11 protein-coding genes are annotated in these 21477 nt (G+C 73.4%); 9 read left to right on the top strand and 2 right to left on the bottom strand.

From position 1 onward, the window contains the following. Positions 1-35: 35 nt before the first annotated feature. From AC3EUV_RS08360 to AC3EUV_RS08350, 3 genes are read left to right on the top strand one after another with little or no spacing between them, the layout of a single operon-like run. Positions 36-7913, top strand: coding sequence for an amino acid adenylation domain-containing protein (locus AC3EUV_RS08360; RefSeq protein WP_435602590.1), 7878 nt, complete (start codon positions 36-38; stop codon positions 7911-7913). Beyond that, positions 7913-13564, top strand: coding sequence for an amino acid adenylation domain-containing protein (locus tag AC3EUV_RS08355; RefSeq protein ID WP_435602548.1), 5652 nt, complete (start codon positions 7913-7915; stop codon positions 13562-13564). Before AC3EUV_RS08360 ends, AC3EUV_RS08355 begins: the two co-directional genes overlap by 1 nt. Then, positions 13561-14340, top strand: coding sequence for an aspartate/glutamate racemase family protein (locus AC3EUV_RS08350; protein ID WP_432140264.1), 780 nt, complete (start codon positions 13561-13563; stop codon positions 14338-14340). The genes AC3EUV_RS08355 and AC3EUV_RS08350 overlap by 4 nt, the downstream gene beginning before the upstream one ends. Here the strand turns inward: AC3EUV_RS08350 and AC3EUV_RS08345 are convergent. Next, on the bottom strand, positions 14277-15056 hold the full coding sequence (locus tag AC3EUV_RS08345) for a thioesterase II family protein (protein ID WP_435602547.1): 780 nt from the start codon (positions 15054-15056) through the stop codon (positions 14277-14279). The genes AC3EUV_RS08350 and AC3EUV_RS08345 overlap by 64 nt on opposite strands. A 227-nt stretch (positions 15057-15283) precedes the next feature. Between AC3EUV_RS08345 and AC3EUV_RS08340 the strand changes: the two genes are divergently transcribed. The 5 genes from AC3EUV_RS08340 to AC3EUV_RS08320 all read left to right on the top strand — a co-directional run bounded on the left by AC3EUV_RS08340 (position 15284) and on the right by AC3EUV_RS08320 (position 19395). Beyond that, complete coding sequence (locus AC3EUV_RS08340) at positions 15284-16483, top strand: NAD(P)/FAD-dependent oxidoreductase (RefSeq protein WP_435602546.1); 1200 nt, start codon at positions 15284-15286, stop codon at positions 16481-16483. Positions 16484-16721: 238 nt separating this feature from the next. Beyond that, entirely contained in the window at positions 16722-16856 is a 135-nt protein-coding gene (locus AC3EUV_RS08335) for a keywimysin-related RiPP (RefSeq protein WP_018090024.1), read from the top strand. Positions 16857-16893: 37 nt separating this feature from the next. Further along, the gene (locus AC3EUV_RS08330) at positions 16894-18732 is read left to right on the top strand and encodes a lasso peptide isopeptide bond-forming cyclase (RefSeq protein ID WP_435602545.1); all 1839 of its coding nucleotides are present in this window, start codon (positions 16894-16896) and stop codon (positions 18730-18732) included. Continuing rightward, positions 18710-18967 (top strand): lasso peptide biosynthesis PqqD family chaperone, encoded by a 258-nt coding sequence (locus AC3EUV_RS08325; RefSeq protein ID WP_432140268.1) that lies wholly within the window; start codon positions 18710-18712, stop codon positions 18965-18967. The genes AC3EUV_RS08330 and AC3EUV_RS08325 overlap by 23 nt, the downstream gene beginning before the upstream one ends. After that, positions 18964-19395 (top strand): lasso peptide biosynthesis B2 protein, encoded by a 432-nt coding sequence (locus AC3EUV_RS08320; RefSeq protein WP_432140269.1) that lies wholly within the window; start codon positions 18964-18966, stop codon positions 19393-19395. The genes AC3EUV_RS08325 and AC3EUV_RS08320 overlap by 4 nt, the downstream gene beginning before the upstream one ends. A gap of 87 nt (positions 19396-19482) precedes the next feature. Here AC3EUV_RS08320 and AC3EUV_RS08315 read toward each other — a convergent pair whose 3' ends face one another. Further along, positions 19483-19947 carry an FtsX-like permease family protein gene (locus AC3EUV_RS08315; protein ID WP_435602544.1) on the bottom strand — a complete coding sequence of 155 codons (465 nt, stop codon included), beginning with the start codon at positions 19945-19947 and terminating at the stop codon, positions 19483-19485. 594 nt (positions 19948-20541) lie between these two features. Between AC3EUV_RS08315 and AC3EUV_RS08310 the strand changes: the two genes are divergently transcribed. Then, a complete protein-coding gene (locus tag AC3EUV_RS08310) occupies positions 20542-21363 on the top strand; it encodes a rhomboid-like protein (RefSeq protein ID WP_435602543.1) in 822 nt (273 codons plus the stop codon). Positions 21364-21477: the final 114 nt, after the last annotated feature.

Below are 21477 nucleotides of genomic sequence, written 5' to 3'. Positions count from 1 at the left end.
CTGTTCAGTTCCTTGAGGAGTCCGCTTTGTTCCCCATGTCGTACGCCCAGCGCCGGCTGTGGTTCGCGTTCCAGCTGGAGGGACCCAGCCCGACGTACAACTGCCCGCTGTACGTGCGCCTGTCGGGCGAGCTGAACCGGGACGCGCTGGTGGCCGCGGTCGCGGAGGTGACCGGCCGGCACGAGGTGCTGCGGACCCGGTTCGCTGAGGAGGCCGGCGAGCCCTGCCAGGTCGTGCTGTCTCCCGAGGACGGGCGGCCCGAGGTCCGGTTCGTGGAGCTGGACGGGGAGGCGGCGCTGACCAAGGCGCTGGCGGAGCAGGCGCGCCACTGCTTCGACCTCACCGCCGAGGTCCCGCTGCGGGTCACCCTCTACCGGGTCGCCGAGCGGGAGCACGTACTGCTGCTGCTGATGCACCACATCGCGGCCGACGGCTGGTCGATGGCGCCGCTGGCCCGGGATCTGTCGGAGGCGTACGCGGCCCGGTGCGCGGACGCCGCGCCGCAGTGGGAGCCGCTGCCGGTCCAGTACGCCGATTTCGCGCTGTGGCAGCAGGACGTGCTGGGCTCCGAGGACGACCCGGAGAGCCTGCTGTCGGAGCAACTCGGCTACTGGCAGCAGCAGTTGACGGGTGCGCCGGAGCTCCTCGAACTGCCGCTGGACCACCCGCGGCCGGCGGTGGCGAGCCACCGGGGCGCGACCGTGCGCTACACCCTGGACGCCGGACTCCACCGGCGGCTGGTGGAGCTGGCCCGCGCCTGCGACGCCACGGTCTTCATGGTCGTCCAGGCCGGACTCGCGGTCCTGCTGTCGCGGCTGGGGGCCGGGCGGGACATCCCGGTCGGTACCGCCGTGGCGGGCCGTACCGACGAGGCACTGGACGACCTCGTCGGCTTCTTCGTCAACACCCTGGTCCTGCGCACCGATCTCTCCGGCGACCCGACCTTCCGCGAGCTGGTGGCCCGGGTCCGGGACACCGACCTGGCCGCCTACGCCCACCAGGACGTGCCCTTCGAACGGGTCGTGGAGGCGGTCAACCCGAACCGGTCGCTGTCCCACACCCCGCTCTTCCAGGTGCTGCTGACCCTCCAGAGCAACGCGGACAGCACCTTCTCCATCCCTGGCGTCGAGGCTTCCTTCGGCGATGTGGCGACCGGGGTGGCCAAGACGGATCTCACCTTCTACCTGGAGGAGCGGTACACCCCCGAGCAGGCCCCGGCGGGCATGGTCGGCGAGATCCAGTACGCCGTGGACCTGTTCCGGGAGGAGAGCGCCGAGATCCTGGCGCAGCGGCTGATCCGGGTGCTGGACGCGGTGACCGCGGCCCCGGACCGGGCCGTGAGCCAGGCTCCGGTGCTCGACGCGGCCGAGCACCACCAGCTGATCGTGGCGCGCAACGCGACCGGCCACCCGGTCCCGCCGGCGACGATGCCGGAGCTCTTCGACACCTGGGTGGGCACCGATCCGCAGGCGCCCGCCGTGGTGTTCGAGGACCTGGTGCTGAGTTACGCGGAGGTGGCGGAGCGGGCGAACCGGCTGGCCCGGCTGCTGATACGGCACGGGGTGGGCCCGGAGCGGGTGGTGGCCCTCGCCGTGCCGCGCTCGCCGGAAATGGTGATCGCGGCGCTGGCGGTGCACAAGGCGGGCGCGGCGTATCTGCCCGTCGACCCGGAGTACCCCGCCGAGCGGATCGCCTACATGCTCGACGACGCCCGCCCCGCCTGCCTGCTCACCGTCGGCGGCGTCGCGCTGCCCGAAACCGGCTGCCCCCGCCTGCTCCTGGACGACCCCGCCGTCGTCGCCGACCTGAACGACCTGCCCGCCACCCCGCTGGGCCCCCGCGCCGGGCTCCAGCACCCCGCCTATGTCATCTACACCTCCGGCTCCACCGGCCGCCCCAAGGGCGTCGAGGTCACCCACGCCGGAGTGGCGTCGCTGGCGGCCACCCACGCCGAGGCGTTCGCGGTCGGACCCCGCTCCCGGGTGCTCCAGTTCGCCTCGCTGAGCTTCGACGCCGCGGCCTGGGAACTGATCATGGCGCTGACCACCGGCGCCGCCCTGGTGGTCGCGCCCGCGCCCCGGCTGGCGCCCGGCGAGCCGCTGGCCCGGCTGCTGGCGGAACAGCGGGTCACCCATGCCACGCTGCCGCCCGCCGCGCTCGGCGTACTCGGGCCGGACGGGCTGCCCGCCGGGATGACGCTGGTGGTGGCGGGCGAGGCCACCGCCCCGGAGCTGGTGGGGCGCTGGTCGGCCGGGCGCCGGATGGTGAACGCCTACGGCCCGACCGAGGCCACCGTCTGCGCCACCCTGAGCGAGCCGCTGTCGGGCGCCCAGGTGCCGCCGATCGGCAGCCCGATCCGCAATGCCCGGGTCTATGTCCTGGACGCCGCGCTGCGCCCGGTGCCCGCAGGGGTCGCGGGCGAGCTGTATGTCACGGGGCCGGGGCTCGCGCGGGGCTATCTCGGTCGGCCGGGGCTGACGTCGGAACGGTTCGTGGCCGATCCGTACGGTGCGCCCGGCAGCCGGATGTACCGCACCGGCGACCTCGCGCGCTGGCGGGCCGACGGCCAGCTGGAGTTCCTGGGCCGCACCGACCACCAGGTCAAGATCCGGGGATTCCGTATCGAACTCGGCGAGATCGAGGCGGCGTTGAGCGCCACCGGGCAGGTGGCCGAGGCGCTGGTCACGGTGCATGACGACGCGGCCGCCGGGCGCCGGCTGGTGGCCTATGTGACGGCCGCGGGCGGTGCGGAGGCACCCGACCCGGCGGCGCTGCGGGAACTGGTCGCGCAGTCGCTGCCGGACTACATGGTCCCGTCCGCCGTGATCGTCCTGGAGCAGTGGCCGCTGACGCCCAACGGCAAGGTCGACCGGGCGCAACTGCCCGCCCCCGACTACGCCTCGCACGCCGGGAGCGACGGCCGGGCGCCCCGTGACGCCACCGAGGAAACCCTCACCGCGCTCTTCGCCGAGGTCCTGGGCCTGCCCGCGGTCACCATCGACGACAACTTCTTCCACCTCGGCGGCCACTCCCTCCTCGCCACCCGCCTCCTCAGCCGGATCCGCACCGCCCTGCACGCCGAGATCCCGCTCCGCGCGCTCTTCGAGCACCCCACCGTCGCCGCACTCGCCCCCCAGGTCACCGGCGCCCACACCACGGCCCGCGCCCCCCTCACGGCCGCCGACCCACGCCCCGCACACCTCCCCCTCTCCCCCGCCCAGCGCCGCCTCTGGTTCGCCTACCGGCTCGAAGGCCCCAGCCCCACCTACAACATCCCGCACGCCCTGCGCCTGACCGGACCGCTCGACCACAGCGCCCTCACCCAGGCCCTCGCCGACCTCACCGAGCGCCACGAGACCCTGCGCACCCGCATCACCGAGCACGACGGGGAGCCCCGGCAGACCATCGTCTCCGCCGATGAAGCGCTCCCCGGCCTCCCCCTCGTCACCACCACCGAGGACCAGCTCCCCCACCACCTCGCCGAACAGGCCGCCCACCCCTTCGACCTCACCCACGAGCACCCGCTCCGCGCCACCCTGTACCGCCTGGGCGACCAGGACCATGTCCTGCTGCTGCTCCTGCACCACATCGCGGGCGACGGCTGGTCCATCGCCCCGCTCCTGACCGACCTGTCCACCGCCTACACCGCGCGCCACCAGGGCACCGCCCCCGCCTGGCAGCCCCTCACCGTCCAGTACGCCGACTACACCCTGTGGCAGCGGGAGGTGCTGGGCTCCGAGGACGACCCCGACAGCCTGATAGCGGGCCAACTGGACTACTGGCACGAGCAGTTGGCGGGTGCTCCGGAGCTGCTGGAGCTGCCGCTCGACCACCCCCGGCCCGCCGTCGCCTCCCACCGGGGCAGCACGGTCGGGCTGGCCGTCGACGCCGAGGTGCACCAGGGGCTGGTCGCGCTCGCGCAGGCCACGGACTCCACGCTGTTCATGGTGCTGCACGCCGCGGTGGCCGCGCTGCTGTCGCGGCTCGGCGCGGGTACCGACATCCCGCTGGGCACCGCCGTTGCCGGGCGCACCGACGACGCCCTCGACGACCTCGTCGGCCTGTTCATCAACACCCTGGTGCTGCGCACCGATGTCTCCGGCGACCCGACCTTCCGCGAACTCCTCACCCAGGCCCGGGAAACCGACCTGGCCGCCTACGCCCACCAGGACGTGCCCTTCGAGCGCGTCGTCGAGGCGGCGCAGGTCTCCCGGGTGCTCTCGCACATCCCGCTCGCCCAGGTGATGCTGCACCTCCAGAACAACGCGGACGCGCCGGGCAGCCTGCACGACGAGGTGCGGATGGCCACCGAGCCGACCACGCTGGAGGCGGCCAAGTCCGATCTGTCCTTCGGGCTGCGCGAGCGGTTCACCGAGGCCGGCCGCCCGGCGGGGCTGACCGGCTCCCTCGAATACGCCGAGGATCTCTTCGGCCGCGACGGGGCGCGGGCCCTCGCCGAACGCCTGGAGCGGCTGCTGACGGCCGCCGCGGCCGCACCGGACCGCCCGGTGAGCGAGATCGATCTGCTGGCACCGGGCGAGCGGCAGCGGCTGCTGGTGGAGTGGAACGGCACCGCCGAGGAAGCGGCCCCGGCCTCGCTGCCGGAGCTGTTCGAGGCACAGGTGGCCCGCACCCCCGACGCGGTGGCCGTGGTGTACGAGGGGGCGTCGCTGACGTACCGCGAGCTCAACGCGCGGGCGAACCGGCTGGCCCGGCTGCTGGTGGCGCACGGCGCCGGCCCCGAGCGCTTTGTGGCGCTCGCGCTGCCGCGGACCGCCGACCTGGTCGTGGCGCTGCTGGCGGTGGTGAAGTCCGGGGCGGCGTATGTCCCGATGGACCCGTCCTATCCGGCGGACCGGACCGCGTACATGCTCGCCGACTCCGGCCCCGAGCTGCTGCTGAGCACCGCCGAAGCCGCGGCCGGACTGCCCGAGTCCCGGCCCCGGACCCTGCTGCTGGACGACCCCGGCACCGCCCGTGCGCTGGCGGGGTACGACGGCGACGACCTGACCGACGCGGACCGCGGCGGCCCGCTGTCGCCGTCGAACGCCGCGTATGTCATCTACACCTCGGGGTCCACCGGCCGCCCCAAGGGCGTCGTCGTCCCGCACCGCAATGTGGCGCGGCTGTTCGCGGCGACCGAGGAGTGGTTCGGCTTCGGACCGGACGACGTGTGGACGCTGTTCCACTCGTACGCCTTCGACTTCTCGGTGTGGGAGCTGTGGGGGCCGCTGCTGTACGGCGGGCGGCTGGTCGTGGTGCCGTACGCGGTGAGCCGTTCCCCGGAGGACTTCCTGCGGCTGCTGGCCGACGAGCGGGTGACGGTCCTCAACCAGACGCCGTCGGCCTTCTACCAGCTGATGCAGGCCGACGCGGAACACCCCGACCTGGGTGCGCAACTGACCCTGCGCCGCGTCGTGTTCGGCGGCGAGGCGCTGGACCTGGGCCGGATGGCCGAGTGGTACCGCCGCCACGGGGACACCGCGCCGGTCCTGGTGAACATGTACGGGATCACCGAGACCACCGTGCACGTCAGCCATCTGCCGCTGGACGAGCGGGCGGCGGCCGGGCAGACCCGGAGCCTGATCGGCCGGGGCATCCCGGATCTGCGGGTGTACGTGCTGGGCGACCGGCTGGAGTTGCTGCCGCCCGGCGTGCCCGGCGAGATGTATGTGGCGGGCGCGGGGCTCGCGCGGGGTTATCTGGGGCGGCCGGGGCTGACGTCGGAGCGGTTCGTGGCCGACCCGTTCGGCCCGCCGGGCGCGCGGATGTACCGCACCGGTGACGTGGCCCGCTGGACGGCCGACGGGCAGCTCGAATACCTCGGGCGCGCCGACGACCAGGTGAAGGTGCGCGGCTTCCGGATCGAACTCGGCGAGATCGAGGCCGCGTTGGAGTCCCATCCGGCGGTGGCGCAGGCCCGGGTCGTCGTCCGGGAGGACGGACCCGGCGAGAAGCGGCTGGTCGGCTATGCGGTCCCGGAGGCCGGGCCGGGCGGGCTGCCCGCCGCGGGGGTGCTGCGGGAGCATCTGGCCGGCGCGCTGCCGGACTACATGGTCCCGGCCGCCGTCGTCGCCCTGGACGCGCTGCCGCTGACCGCCAACGGCAAGCTCGACCACAAGGCGCTGCCCGCGCCCGAGTACACCGGCGCCGCCACCGGGCGGGCCCCGCGCACCGCTCGCGAGGAGACCCTGTGCCGGGTCTTCGCGGAGGTGCTCGGCCTCGCGCACGCCGGGATCGACGACAGCTTCTTCGAGCTCGGCGGGGACAGCATCAGCTCCATCCGGCTGGTCTCCCAGGCCCGGGCCGCGGGGCTGGACGTGACGGTCCGACAGGTCTTCGAGTGCCGTACGGCCGCCGCGCTCGCCGCCGTCGCCACCGAGATCACCCAGGACTCCGGGCCGCGCCCGGCGGACGACGGCGTGGGCGGCTTCCCCATGACGCCGATCATGCACTGGCTGTACGAGCAGGAGGGACCCACGGCGGGCTTCAACCAGTCGGTGACCGTCCGGGTCCCGGCCGGGCTCGGGGAGCAACGGCTCACCGACGCCGTACAGAGCTGGCTCGACCACCACGATGTGCTGCGGCTGCGGATGGCGCGGGACGGGGACGGCGCGGGACGGCCGGTGACCGGCCCGCCCGGGTCGGTGTCCGCGGACTCCGTCCTGCACCGGGTGGAGATCGCCGGACTGGCGGCCGGCGCCCGGGACCTGGCGCTCACCGAGCACGGGGAGAAGGCCCGGCTGCGGCTCTCCCCGCACGACGGGTGCGTGCTCCAGCTCGTCTGGTACGACGCCGGGGACGCGGCACCGGGGCTGCTCCAGATCCTGATCCACCACCTCGCGGTGGACGGCGTCTCCTGGCGCATCCTGCTGCCGGATCTGCGGACGGCCTGGGAGGCCGCCGGGGACGGGCGGGCACCGGCGTTCGCCGAGGTGCGCACCTCGTTCCGCCAGTGGGCACAGCGGCTGACCGAGAGCGCGCAGGAGCCCCGCTGGGAGGACGGCCTCGGGGTGTGGACCTCGGTCCTCGGCGACCCGGCGGCGGCCGCGCTGCCGGGCGTACGGCCGGTGGACCCGCGGACGGACACCGCGGAGACCGTGCGCCATCTGACGCTCGGCCTGCCGACGGAGCGCCTCGAACCGCTGCTGACGACGGTCCCGGCCGCCTTCCACGCGAACGTGAACGATGTGCTGCTGACCGGCTTCGCGCTCGCCGTCCTGGAGTGGCGCCGCCGGCGCGGCGACCGCTCGGCGTCGGGTGTCCTGGTCGACCTGGAGGGCCACGGCCGCGAGGACATCCTGGAAGGCGCGGACCTGTCCGCCACCGCCGGCTGGTTCACCAGCCTCTACCCGGCGCTGCTGGCCCCCGCGGCCGTCGACTGGGCGGAGCTGCGGGCGGGCGGCCCCGGCGTGGGCGCGGCCCTGAAGGCGGTCAAGGAGCAGCTGCGCGCGCTGCCGGGCAACGGGGTCTCGTACGGCATGCTCCGCTACCTCAACCCGGGTACCGCACCGCGTCTCGCCGAACTCCCCGCCCCCCGCCTCGGGTTCAACTACCTGGGCCGGTTCGCGGCGGCGGGCGGGAGCGACGGCGGGCTGTGGACCATGGCGAACGGGCTGCCCTCCCCCGCGCCGCGCGATGCCGGGGCCGCGGTCCCGCACGCGCTGGAGGTCAATGCGCTCACCGAGGACCTGCCCGGCGGTCCGCGGCTGAACGCCACCTGGTCCTGGCCGGCCGGCCTCCTCCCGGAGCCGGCCGTGCGCGAGCTCGCCGAGCTCTGGTTCGAGGCGCTGGACGCCCTGGTCGTCCACACCGCCGGCGCCGAAACCGGCGGTCACACACCCTCCGATCTCTCCCTCGGGCTCTCCCAGGACGAGATCGATGCACTTGAAGCAGAACTGGGGATCCTCTGATGAAAAAGCAGTCCGCGCTGGAAGACGTCCTTCCGCTGACGCCGCTCCAGGAAGGCATGTTCTTCCACTCCTGGTACGACGACGAGGCGGTCGACGTCTACGGCGTCCAGATGGTCCTCGACCTCGACGGACCGCTGCGCCCGGACCTGCTCAGGGCCTCGGCGGCGGCGCTCCTTACGCGCCACCCCAACCTGCGGGCGGGCTTCCGGCAGCGGGCGAACGGCCAGCCGTTCCAGGTGATCCACCGCGAGGTGCCGCTCCCGTGGGAGGAACTCGACCTCACGGCACAGGACGACGCCCCGCGGCGGCTGGCGGAGTTCCTCACCGCCGACCGCGCCCGCCGCTTCCCGCTCGACCGCCCGCCGCTGATGCGGTTCACCCTGGTGCGGCTCGGGCCCGACCGGCACCGGCTGGTGGTCTCCAACCACCATCTGCTGCTGGACGGCTGGTCCACCCCGGTCCTCGTACGGGAGCTGTTCACCCTGTACGAGCACGGCGGCGACGACCGGGCCCTGCCGCCGGTCGTGCCGCAGCGCAACTACTTCAGCTGGCTGGCCGCCCAGGACGAGGCCGGATGCGAACGGGCCTGGCAGCAGGCGCTGGACGCGCTGCCCGGCCCCTCGCTGGTGGCGCCCGCCGACCCGGGCCGGGTGCCGGTCGCACCGGAGCGGGTGGTGGCCGCGTTCCCCGAGGGCTTCGGCGGGGACCTCGAACGGTTCGCCCGGCAGCGCGGGCTGACCGTGAACACCCTGGTCCAGGGCGCCTGGGCGGTGGTCCTCGGCCGGCTCACCGGCCGCGACGACGTGGTCTTCGGCACCCTGGTCTCCGGCCGCCCGCCGGAGGTCGCCGGGATCGAGTCCATGGTCGGGATGTTCATCAACACCGTCCCGGTCCGGGTACGGCTCGACGCGGGCGCCCCGGTCACGGACAACCTCGCGCGGCTCCAGGACGAACAGTCCGCGCTGATCGGCCGGCACCACCTCAGCCTCGCGCGGATCCAGCGCCTGGCCGGCACCGGCGATCTCTTCGACACCTTCATGGTGTTCGAGAACGCTCCCGGGGATGACGGCGCCCGGCCCTCGTACGCGGGGGTGCGGGTCGAGATCGCCGAGGGCCACGACTCCGCGCACTACCCGCTGCGGGTGGTCGCCGGTCTCACCGGGCAGCGGCTCCAGATCGAGCTGGAGTACCGTCCCGACCTCTTCGACCAGGACGAGGCCGCGGCCGTACTCGGCGCGCTGGAAGGCGTACTGGGCGAGATCGTGGCCGGTCCCGGGCAGCCCGTGGCCGGCCTCGCCTGCCCGCTGCCGGCCGCCTTCCGGCGACTGGACACCGGTGCTCCGGATCCCGGGCCGGGCGCCGACGACGGGCCCGAGGCGCTGCCCCCGGTCGCCAGGACGGCCTTCTCGGCCACCGAGGAAATCCTCCGTGGCCTCTTCGAGAGCGTGCTGGGCCGCCCCTGCCCGGATGTCGACGACAGCTTCTTCACGCTCGGCGGGCAGTCGCTCACCGCGATCCGGCTGCTCAGCCGGATTCGCGCGGCCTTCGGCGTGGAGCTGCCGGTGCGGGCCGTCTTCGAGTCGCCGACCGTGGCCGGGCTGGCCGCCCGGCTGGCGCAGGCGGACACCACCCGCCCGGCCCTGGTGCCGGCCGTGCGCCCGGACCGGCTGCCGATGTCGTACGCCCAGCGCGGTCTGTGGTTCGCCTTCCAACTGGAGGGCAGCAGCCCCACGTACAACATCCCGCTGCCGCTGCGGCTGCGCGGCGCCCTGGACCGGGACGCGCTGCGGGCCGCGCTGGGCGACGTCATCGAGCGGCACGAGGCGCTGCGCACCCGCTTCACGGAGGTGGCCGGTGCGCCCTGCCAGATCGTGCTCCCCGCCGGGGAGGCCCGCCCGGAGCCGGAGTACGTCACGCTCGACGGCGAGGAGCAGGTGGCCGCCGCCCTGGCCGAGCGGACCGGGCACGGCTTCGACCTGGCCGGGGAACTCCCGCTGCGGGTCACGCTGCTGCGGATCTCGGACCGGGAGCATGTGCTGCTGCTCCTCATGCACCACATCGTGAGCGACGGCTCCTCGCTGGCGCCGCTGGTCCGGGACCTGTCGGTGGCGTACGGGGCGCGGCTGCGGGGCGGCGCGCCCCGGTGGCAGCCGCTGCCGGTGCAGTACGCCGACTACGCGCTGTGGCAGCGGGAGCTGCTGGGCGCCGAGGACGACCCGGACAGCGTGCTGGCGCGGCAACTCGCCTACTGGCGCGACCAGTTGGCGGGCTCGCCGGAGCTGCTGGATCTGCCGCTGGACCGTCCCCGCCCGGCGGTCGCCAGTCACCGCGGCACGACCGCGCCGTTCACCCTGGACGCCGGGACGCACGAGCGGCTGACCGAGCTGGCCCGGCGGTGCGACGCCACGGTCTTCATGGTGCTCCAGGCCGGACTCGCGGCCCTGCTGTCGCGGCTCGGCGCGGGCAGCGACATCCCGGTCAGCACCGTGGTGGCGGGGCGCACCGACGAGTCGCTGGAGGAGCTGGTCGGCTACTTCGTCAACAGCCTCGTGCTGCGCACCGATGTGTCCGGCGACCCGACCTTCCTGGAGCTGCTGGGGCGCGTCCGCGAGACCGATCTGGCCGCGTACGCGCACCAGGACGTGCCCTTCGAGCGGGTCGTCGAGGCGGTCAACCCCACCCGGACGCTGTCCCACGCACCGCTCGCCCAGGTGGCGCTGATCCTTCAGAACACCGGCAGCGCCACCCTCGAACTGCCCGGCCTCGACGTGTCCTTCGAGGGCGAGGCCGAAGGGGCCGCCAAGGTCGACCTCGCGTTCAACCTGAGCGAGTCCCGTACGGCCGAGGGCCGCCCGGCCGGGATCGGCGGTCAGCTCGAATTCGCCACCGATCTCTTCGACCCGGCGACCGCGCGACTGCTCACCGCACGTCTGGCCCGGGTGCTGGCCGATGCCTGCGCCACCCCCGAACTGCCGGTCAGCCGCCTTACGGTGCTCTCCCCCGACGAGCGGGACGCCCTGCTCCAGGACGGGCCGCACCGGCGCCCGGCCCCGCCGGCCGCCACCTTCGCCGAGCTCTTCGAGCGCCAGGTGCGCAGCGCCCCGGACCGTCCCGCGCTGGAGACGGACGGCGTCCTCAGCTACGCGGAACTCAACGCGCGGGCCAACAAGCTGGCGCGGCTGCTCGTCGCGCGCGGGGCGGGCCCCGAGCGTGCGGTGGCGGTCGCGCTGCCGCCCTCCGGGCACCTGGCGGAGGCCGTCCTCGCCGTGCAGAAGGCCGGTGCGGTGTATCTGCCGCTGGACCCGGGCTATCCGGCGGAGCGGCTGGCCGCGATGGTCGCGGACGCCGGCCCCGTCCTGCTGCTGACCACGGCCGCGCTCGCGGACCGGCTGCCGGAGACCGGTGCGGTGCCGGTGCTGTTGTTGGACGACGCCGCCACCGCGGCCGCGTGCGCCGCGCTGTCCGGCGCGGACCTGGTCGACGCCGAGCGGACCGCCCCGCTGCGGCTCGACCACCCGGCGTACACCATCTTCACCTCCGGCACCACGGGCCGTCCCAAGGGCGTCGTGGTCACCCACACCGGGCTGGCCGCGTTCGCCGCCAACCAGGCCGCGCACTACGGCGTCGGGGAAGGCAGCCGGGCGCTCCAGCTCGCCTCGCCCAGCTTCGATGTCTCGGTGGCCGAGCTCTTCTGGTCGCTGCTGTGCGGCGGATGCCTGGTCGTACCGGAGGCGACGCCCACGGGCGCGGAGCTGGTCGAGGTGCTCCGGGAGCGCCGGATCACCCATCTGATGATCCCGCCGTCGGTGCTGGCCGAAGTGCCCCGGACCGCACTGCCGGACCTGCGGGTGATGATCACCGGCGCGGAGGTGCTGCCCGCCGAACTGGCCGGGTTCTGGGGCCGCGGCCGGATGCTGATCAACGCCTACGGCCCCACCGAGGCCACCTGCGACGTCAGCTTCGCGATCCGCGGCCCGCGGACCGCGGACGGCACGGCGGTCATCGGGCGGCCGATCGACGGCGCCCGGGTGTATCTGCTCGATGCGGCCCTCCAGCCGGTGCCGTCCGGTGTGGTCGGCGAGCTGTATGTCTCCGGCACCGGAGTGGCCCGCGGATATCTGGACCAGCCGGCGGTGACCGCGGACCGCTTCGTCGCCGACCCGTTCGGCGCCCCCGGCTCCCGGATGTACCGCACCGGCGACCTGGCGTACTGGGACGGTGCAGGGCAGCTCCGTTTCTGCGGCCGGGCCGACAGCCAGGTCAAGGTGCGCGGCTTCCGGATCGAACTGGGCGAGGTGCAGGCGGCGGTGAGCCGGTGCGCCGGGGTGGGCCGCGCCGTGGTGACCGTCCGTGAGGACCGGCCGGGCGACCGGCGGCTGGTGGCGTACGTCCAACAGGAGCCGGGTGCCCGGCCGTTGGACCCGGCGGCGCTGCGGGACGAGACCGCCGAGCGGCTCCCCTCGTACATGACCCCGTCCGCGTTCGTCGTCGTCGACAGCTGGCCGCTGACGCCGAACGGCAAGCTCGACCACCGGGCGCTGCCGGCGCCCGCCCCGGTCACCGGGCGGTCCACCCGGCCGCCGGCCTCCCCGCAGGAGGAGCTGCTGTGCCGGCTCTTCGCGGAGGTCCTGGGGGCCGAACAGGTCGGCGTGGACGACAACTTCTTCGAGCTGGGCGGCCATTCGCTGCTGGCCACCCGGCTGGTGAGCCGGCTCGCGGCGCTCCTGGGCGGCGCCCCGGCGCTGCGCGACGTGTTCGCCGCACCGACCCCGGCCCGGCTCGCCGCCCAGCTCGACGGCGGCGGCAGCAGCGCGTTCGAGGTGATGCTGCCGCTGCGCACGGCGGGCCGCACCGCGCCGCTGTTCTGTGTGCACCCGGTCGCCGGATTCAGCTGGCGCTACTCGGCGCTGCTCGGCGCGCTGAGCACCGAGCACCCGGTGTACGCCCTCCAGTCCCGGGGCCTGGACGGCACAAAGGCGCCCGCCTCCTCCCTCGACGCGATGGCCGAGGACTACGTCCGCGAGATCCGCCGGGTGCAGCCCGAGGGCCCGTACCACCTGCTGGGCTGGTCGCTCGGCGGGAACATGGCGCACGCGGTGGCCACCGCGCTCCAGGCGCAGGGCCACGAGGTGGCGCTGCTCGCCGTGCTCGATGCCTACCCGGCGCCGGCCGACGGCCCCGGCACCGGCGGCCCCCAGGAGATCCTCACGCAGATGTACGAGGGCTATGCCGGGATCTACGGTCTGCCCGAGGGCGCCTCCCCGGAGCTGCCGGACACCGAGGTGATGCGGGCCCGGATCACCGACTGGCTGGGCCGCGGCGAGAGCGAGCTGCGCCATCTCGACGACCGGCAGCGGGCCGTGGCGCTGGACATCATGGTGAACAACGTGACGCTCACCAACGCGCGCCGGCTCGACCGGTTCCGCGGCACGATGCTGCTGGTGGTGGCCACCCGGAAGCAGCAGGAGTGGACCAGCCCGCAGTCCTGGAAGGAGTTCCTCGACGGCGAGCTGGAGATCCACGAGGTGGACTGCGAGCACGCCAGGATGATGGAGCCGGAGCCGGCCGCCGAGATCTGCGCCGTCCTCGCACCGCGGATCGCCGGGCCGGGGAGCACCACGGCCGGTGCGACGCCGGGGAGCACCCGATGACCACCTCGGTGCTCCCCGCCGCGGGAGTCCTCGGCGTCCTGGGCGGGATGGGCCCGCTGGCCTCGGCCGAGTTCCTGCGGACGCTGTACGCGGGCGAGTGGCACGGGCCGGAGCAGTCCCGCCCGCGGGTGCTGCTGGACTCCGACCCGGCCTTCCCCGACCGCACCGAGGCCATCCGGCAGGGCAGGGCCCGGGAGATGACCGAGCGGCTGGAGGACCGGCTGGCGCAGCTGCTGGAGCGGGGCGCCGATCAGGTGGTCGTGGTGTGCTTCACGGCGCACCACTTCCTCCCGCTGGTCGATCCGGCGCTGCGCGGGCGGGTGGTGTCCCTGGTGGAGACCACGGCGGCCGAACTGGCCGGTGCCACCGGACGGTTTCTGATGCTGTCCACCGAGGGCAGCCGCCGGGCGCGGATCTTCGAGTCGCAGCCCGGCTGGGACACCGTGGCCCACCGGGTGGTGCGCCCCGACGAGGACGCGCAGGCCCGGGTCCACCGGCTGATCTACCGGATGAAGCGCTACGGCCCGCTGCCGCACGAGGCGCTGCCGGAAGTGGAGCACCTCATGCGGCGCCATGACTGCACCGGCGTCGTGCTGGGCTGCACCGAATTCCACCTGGTGTCCCGGGATCTGACGGAGCGGTACGGCCCGGACCGGACGGTGGACGCCCTGCGCACCCTCGCGGTCCGCTTCTCGGCGGGTCTGCCGGCCCCTCAGCGGCTGGTGAGCAGCCTGCCCACCTCGGCCACCAGAGAGGGCGCCTGCTCCAGCAGGTAGAAGTGGTCCCCGGAGCGGACCCGCAGCCCGAAGTCCCCCTCGGTCACCTCCGCCCAGGCCCGCATGTCCGCCTCGTGGACATGCGGGTCGCGGTCGCCGAGCAGGGCGGTCACCGGCACCCCGAGCCGGGGCAGCGGGACGGGCGGCCGGTAGTCGTCGATCAGCCGGTAGTCGGCGCGGATGGCGGGCAGCAGCAGCTCCCGCAGATCCGGGTGGTCCAGGGCGGCGGAGAACGTCCCGCCGAGCGCCATGACATCGGCCACCAGCACCTCGTCGCTCTCCCGGGAGATCCCGGAGGGCCGCAGCCGGGACGGTGCGTTGCGGCTGGAGACCAGCAGCCGGCTCAGCACCCGGCCGTGCCGCTGCTCCATCCGCAGCGCCACCTCGTGCGCGACCGACGCCCCCATGCTGTGCCCGAAGAAGGCCAGCGGCCGGTCCAGGGCAGGCACCAGCTCCTCGGCGATCCGGTCGGCCAGCTCCTCCATCGTCTCGACGGAGGGCAGCACTATCCGGTCCTCCCGGCCGGGATAACAGACCGCGACGACCTCGATATCGGCCGGCAGCCACTGCGGCCAGTCCCGGAAGAAGCTGGCCGCGCCGCCGCCGTGCGGAAAGCAGACCAGCCGCAGCCGGGGGTCGGGAACGGGCCGCGGGCGGCGGAACCACTCCTGGTCAAGGGCGCGGTGCACACCCCTCGCGGCGCGGGAAACAGTCATGGTCAACCCTTCGGGGAGATACGGCACGGGGGAGGTACGACCGGGGCCGGACTCGGCCGGGGACGCTAACGGACGCCCCTATCGACGCCGTATCAAGACCCCGCCGGCCCCGCGGAACCGGCCAGGAATAACGACACAATGACGCCGCGATTGCCGCCCTCCCTAGCGTCCTGATCAAGAACTCGGCCCGCCCAGCAGCGGGTCACGAGCGGGTCAGGGAGTCGACTGTGTACGACGTCATCGTGGTCGGGGCGCGCTGCGCCGGTGCCTCTACGGCCATGCTCTTCGCACGTGCCGGATATCAGGTGCTGATGGTGGACCGCGCCGAATTCCCCCGGGACACGCTCAGCACGCTCTACATCCACCAGCCCGGGGTGGCGCTGCTGCGGCGCTGGGGTGTGCTCGACAAGGTGATCGCCACCGGCTGCCCGCCGCTGGACCGGGCGGTCTACCGGATCGCGGACATCCGCATCGAGGGCTGCTCGATCCCGGTCGACGGCCACCGCACCGCGTACGCCCCGCGCCGCTATCTGCTGGACGGGATCCTCGCGGACGCCGCGGTCGCCGCGGGCGTGGAGTTCCGCCAGGGCTGCACCGTCACCGAGGTGCTGTCCGACGACGAGGGCCAGGCCACCGGAGTGCGCTGCCGTACCTCCGACGGCACGATCACCGAGGAGCACGCCCGGCTGGTGGTCGGTGCCGACGGGATGCGCTCCCGTTTCGCCACCATGGTCGACTCCCGCATCACCACCGAGCACCCGCCCGCGACCTGCGCCTACTACACGTACTGGGAAGGCGTCTCGGACCGCTTCCAGCTCTACGAGGCCCCGGGCCGCTGGGTCGGCACCGTGCCCACGAACGACAACACCACGCTGATCGCGGCCTACTTCCCGCAGTCCGAGTTCGAGCGGGTCCGCAAGGACGCGATGGGCGCCTACCTGGAGGCGGTCCGCGACACCGCTCCGGACCTCTACGCGAAGATCGCGTCCAAGACCCCGCTGGAGCGGCTGCAAGGCACCGGCGACCAGCGCAACTACTTCCGGGAGGCGGCCGGTCTCGGCTGGGCCCTGGTGGGGGACGCCGGCCATCACAAGGACTCCATCACCGCCCGCGGCATCACCGACGCCTTCCGCCAGGCGCAGCTGCTGGTGGACTGCGTCGGCACGGGTCTGCGCGACCCCGAGAAGCTGCTCGACGGGCTGGAGGAGTACGCCTACCAGCGCGACGAGATCCTCATCGACGCCTACCACTCGACGCTGTCGGTGGCGTCCCTCGAAGTGGCCGAGCACCGGCTGTCCATGCTGCGCACCGTCGCCGGGGACCAGGAGCAGATGGACCGCTACTTCGCCACGCTGGCGGGCGTCATCGGCGTGGAGGAGTTCTTCACCCCCGAACTGCACGCGCGCGAGCACCTCACGCGCCAGTAGGAGCCCGCCACCCGGCGCGCTCCCCAACCAACCTTCGTCCGGCGGCGGCCCGTTCACCTCACCACGGGACCACGGGCCGCACCGGACGGCTGATCAAGCGTCGTGCCCCGCACCCAGCGGGACACACGGACGGACACCTCGGTCGGGATCAACGGCAAGTTCGCTCACGACCCCGGCAGAGGTGCCGCCTTACCGCAGGTGGCCGCATGACCACCTGCTTTCACTGAAGGAGGCTGTGATGGAAGAGCAGAACGAGCTGTCCACCGTGGAGCCCTACGCCGCCCCGATGCTGGTCGAGGTCGGCGAGTTCAACGAGGACACCCTGGGCTTCATCGGCTGGGGCAAGGACATCTTCGGCCACTACGGCGGCTGACCGTCCCGTCCCTGATCACGCTCAGGAGTATGTGTAGATGACCGGTGCCGGATTCGTGGTTCTGCCGGACACGGCGGCCGCCGCCGAGGCTCACGCGGCGGCGCCCTGGGCGTCCCCGCGGGTGCTCTCGCATGCGTCGGGCCGGCCGTGGCTGGTGGGCGATTGGTCACCCGCGGAACTGCGGGTGACCACCGCGGGCCCGGTGCAGGTGGCGGTGGCCGGGGTCTGCCCGGTCACCGCCACCCGGTTGTCCGAACTCACCGCCCGGATACGGACGGTGTCCGATGTGGACGCGCTGGCCGCCGCCCTGCCGGGCGCCTGTCATGTGGTGGCCTCGGTCGGCGGGCAGGTCCGCGTCCAGGGCAGCCTGACCGGACTGCGCCGGGTCTTCCACACCCGGATCGCCGGGGTGGACATCGCCGCGGACCGGGCCGATGTGCTCGCCGCGATGACCGGTGCCGGGATCGACACCGGCGCCCTGGCCGTACGCATCGCCTGCGGCGGCCTCCTGCCCTCCCCGCTCGCCGATCAGCCCCTGTGGTCCGGCATCACCGCCCTGGACCCCGACCACTGCCTGGTCTGGGACCGCGAACGGGCCCGCACCCTGCGCTGGTGGCGGCCGCCCGCCCCGCAAGCCCCGCTGTCGGCAGGGGCGGCAGCCGTACGGGACGCCCTCACCACCGCGCTCCACGACCGCACGCCCGACGAAGGCCGGCTCAGCAGCGATCTCTCCGGAGGCATGGACTCCACCTCCCTCTGCTTCCTCGCCGCCCGGAACACCCCGGATCTGCTGACGTTCCGCTGGGGCGAGGCCGAGGCGGGCAACGACGACGCCGCCTTCGCCGCCCGCTCCATCAGCGCCCTCGACCGCGCCGAACACCTCGTGGTGCCCCCCGGCGACCTCCCGCCGCTGTTCGCCGACCCGGACGCCCTCATGGACACGGAGGAGCCCTACCCCTTCGTCCGCACCGCCGCGCGCACCCGGCACACCGCCCGGCTCCTCGCCGACCGCGGCGCCCGCCGCCATCTGGCCGGCCACGGCGGCGACGAGCTGTTCACCCCGTTCCCCGGCTATCTGCACCCGCTGCTCCGCCGCCGTCCGCTGACCGCCCTCCGGCACGTCCGCGGCCACGCCGCCCTCAAACGCTGGCCCGTGCTGCACACCCTGGCCGCGCTGACCCGCCCCGGCGACGAAGCCGCCTGGTGGCGCGCCCAGGCCGAGCACCTCACCGACCCGCCGTTGCGCAAGCGCCGGCCCAGCCTCGGCTGGGGCCTGTGGCCGCTGCGCGCCCCCTCCTGGGCCACCGCCGCGGCCACCGACGCGGCCCGTACGGCGCTCCGGCAGACCGCCGACCACTCCCGTCCCCTCTCCACCGACCTGGGCCAGCATCAGACCCTGGTCGCCCTGCGCACCAGCGCACCCTGGTACCGCCTGCTGGCCCGCCCGTTCGCCGAGGCCGGAGTGCAGCTGGACGCCCCCTTCTTCGACGACCGGGTCGTCGAAGCCGTCCTGGGCGTCCGGGTGCACGAGCACGCCGGCCCGTGGCGCTACAAGCCGCTGCTGGCCGACGCGATGCACGGCATCGTCCCCGGCAGCGTGCTGGGCCGCGGCACCAAGGGCGAGTTCAGCGACGAGGCGAGCACGGGCCTGCGCCGCAACCTCCCCGCGATCCTCGACCTGTTCACCGATTCCGCGCTGGCCGCCCACGGCCTGATCGATCCCGGGAAACTGCGCACCCAACTGCTCTCCCCCCAGGCCGACAACGCCATGGGCATCGCGCTGGAGCCGCTGATCGGCTGCGAACTCTGGCTGCGCGCCGCCACCCGCCCCACCCCTGCTCGGAGGTCCGACGATGCCCGTACGCCTGCACCCTGACGTGGTGGCCACCGACACCGACGACGGCACGGTCCTGCTCAACGAACGCACCGGCCGGTACTGGCAGCTCAACGCCACCGGCGGCCTGGTCCTGCGCCAACTGCTCGACGGCCACGAGGCCCCCCGGATCGCCGCCGAGGTCGCGGACAAGCACCGCATCGACCTCCATCGGGCCGAGGCGGACGTCACCGCAGTGATCGAGCAACTCCACGCCGCCCGGCTGGTGACCGCGTGAGCCTGCCCGTCGCCCTGTCCGAACGGCGCAGACTCCCGCTGCACCGCCGCCTCCTCCCCCTGCTGGCCGTCGGCATCGCCCGCCTGCTGGCCAAGGCCAAGCCCGCCCGGCTGCGCACCGTCCTGGAGTTCGCCCGCCGCGGCGCACCCCCGGCCACCCCCGACCAGGCCCTCGCCGCCCGCGACGCCGTCGTCTCGGTCAGCCTGCGCTGCGCCGGCCAGGGCTGCCTGCAACGCTCCATCGCCACCGCCCTCCTCTGCCGCGCCCACGGCTCCTGGCCCACCTGGTGCACCGGCATCCGCACCCACCCCTTCGCCGCCCACGCCTGGGTGGAAGCCCACAACCACCCCATCGGCGAACCCCACCCCAAGGGCCACTACAAGCCGCTGATCGCCATACCTGCGGTGGGGGCGGAGGGTGGGGGCTGATGTCGAGTTCCTCGGCAGAACACCGGCATCCGAAGACACCGCACCTGTCCAGCAGTTGTGTACAGGGATCATTGTCAACGCGGGCTGTCACTGCTCCACCGCTCGTGCGGGGTTGACACAAAGCACCAGCACTCCGGGGGCGAGCACTCCTAGCATTCCCAACCCGGCCCAGCCCGCGGCCACTTGGGCCAGGGCTCCCCAGGGCAGCACGGCAGGTACCCCCGTGAGGTGGGGCGCGATGCGGGCCGACAGCCCGGCCAGGAAGACCACCATGACCACCCCGGCCGTCAGTAGCCCGCTGAGCACCACGACGACGGATTCCCAGCCCAGCATGCGCAGCATCTGACCTCGTGTGCTCCCGGCCAACCGCAGCGCCGCGAACTCCTGTCGGCGCTGGCGGGTGGCCAGCAACAGGGTGTTGAGGATGCCCAGGGCTGCGCAGACGATCAATGGGGTCATGAGGATGCGCATTCCCACGTCGTTGCTCTCCTGCTGGAGTGCGTCCCGTGCGGCGGCGGTCTGCTGTGATACGGCGTTGCCGCACAGCAGCATGGTGCTGAGCGGCCACCGGGCGCACCACGAGCGGAAGCAGCAGCCAGACCGCGATCAGCAGGGTCAGGCACAACGCCATCGCACCGTTGAGTGCCTCGTGCGCACCGCTCTTGCGGCCGTAACGGTCCCAGACCGCCCCGGCCAGGAACAGCATGGCCGCAGCCGCAAACGCGCGCCCGAGGGGCAGCGTACGCCGCTCGACCGTGGCCTCCCGGAGGGCGGCGACCGCGGACGTACGCAAGGGGCCGCGCACCGCGGCCAGCGCCGCCGGGACGGCGATCACGAGGGTAGAGACCAGGCCGAGCAGGGACTGCGCCGACCGCGTTCTCCGTGCCGACGAGGATCACTCCGGCAGCGTCCTCGGCAGGGCAACGCCGTCGTTTGCCTCTTCTCGGATTGCCCTCCTTGGGTGTCGATCGGCCCTCACGGCCCGCGCCGGGGATGACAACCTGCTGCCACCGCAGGATGCTGCCATGCGGTATCGGTGAGGGGGCGAACACGGGGCGAGAGGATTCCTGGGTGATACGGAGTGGTGATGACGGATGATCAATGGTGTTGTACGAGTCGAGGCCCGGAAGGGCCGTTGATGAAGTGATGGCATCCGAGGCACCCCAGGCGGCCGTCTTATGGCCCGTTGCAGAGATCGCGATCGTTCTGTCGCTGTTCTTCGCCGTCCTTGCGGTCAAGCGGGGTTGGCCCGGTGAGGCCCGTATCCGCCGCATCGCCTCGTGGATCAAGGCGTGGGTTCTGTCGGCCCCGGCCACCGCGGCCCTGTGGATCTTTCTCACGCTCCACTCGTTCACCCTGGGCGAGTTGACGTCGAGCGTGCGGACCGAGGTCCTGCGCTCGCACAGCACCAACCTCACCCAGCTTGCCGAGCATCCCGTCTCGGCCCTGATCAGCTCCGCCCTGTGGATCGAGATACCGGATCTGCCGATGGTCGCCCTGCTGGCAGTCTGCGTCCTTGCACCCGCGGAACGCTGGCTCGGCACCTTCCGGACCGTCGTCGTGTTCTTCCTCGGCCATGTGCTGGCGACGCTCATCACGGCGGGAGTGCTGACCGCCCTGCTCAGGGTGGAGACCGAGCGCTACGCGGACCGCGGATTCGGCAGCGTGGTCGATGTCGGCGTCAGCTACGGCAGTCTCTGCGTGGCCGGGCTGCTCTGCTACCGCGTGCGCAGCCTCCCCCTGCGCCTGCTGGTCATGGCCGGCCTCCTGATCGGGGTGGTCGCCTCGGGCGCATTCTTCGAGGACTACACCGCGTTCGGGCACAACACCGCCGTGGTTCTCGGCTTCCTCCTCCGCCCGCTCGCCTCTTCGGCGATGGCAAGAATCGCGGGGCGCGGAGCGAGTCCTCCGCCACATCCGGACGAACAGCCCGGTCTTCGGTCGGAAGAACGTTCCGGGGCCACCTAACCACCGCGGCCTGGCAACCTCCTGCGGCGGCAAGTTACTGACCGGTCGGCCGGCGGCTCCGGTGCTTTTCCGTGCAGACAATGGCTGAGCCGGGGTGCTTCCGGCCGTTCGATG

Source organism: Streptomyces sp. bgisy130 (assembly GCF_057708345.1).
The sequence above is the reverse complement of the archived record's forward strand: the minus strand, read 5'-3'. Positions and strand labels throughout refer to the sequence as shown.

Excerpts from the sequence above, each read along its gene's own strand:
- AC3EUV_RS08360 (WP_435602590.1), top strand. The coding sequence starts at position 36 with ATGTCGTACGCCCAGCGCCGGCTGTGGTTCGCGTTCCAGCTGGAGGGA.
- AC3EUV_RS08355 (WP_435602548.1), top strand. The coding sequence starts at position 7,913 with ATGAAAAAGCAGTCCGCGCTGGAAGACGTCCTTCCGCTGACGCCGCTC.
- AC3EUV_RS08345 (WP_435602547.1), bottom strand. The coding sequence starts at position 15,056 with ATGACTGTTTCCCGCGCCGCGAGGGGTGTGCACCGCGCCCTTGACCAG.
- AC3EUV_RS08310 (WP_435602543.1), top strand. The coding sequence starts at position 20,542 with ATGGCATCCGAGGCACCCCAGGCGGCCGTCTTATGGCCCGTTGCAGAG.
- AC3EUV_RS08315 (WP_435602544.1), bottom strand. The coding sequence starts at position 19,947 with ATGCTGCTGTGCGGCAACGCCGTATCACAGCAGACCGCCGCCGCACGG.
- AC3EUV_RS08350 (WP_432140264.1), top strand. The coding sequence starts at position 13,561 with ATGACCACCTCGGTGCTCCCCGCCGCGGGAGTCCTCGGCGTCCTGGGC.
- AC3EUV_RS08330 (WP_435602545.1), top strand. The coding sequence starts at position 16,894 with ATGACCGGTGCCGGATTCGTGGTTCTGCCGGACACGGCGGCCGCCGCC.
- AC3EUV_RS08335 (WP_018090024.1), top strand. The coding sequence starts at position 16,722 with ATGGAAGAGCAGAACGAGCTGTCCACCGTGGAGCCCTACGCCGCCCCG.
- AC3EUV_RS08325 (WP_432140268.1), top strand. The coding sequence starts at position 18,710 with ATGCCCGTACGCCTGCACCCTGACGTGGTGGCCACCGACACCGACGAC.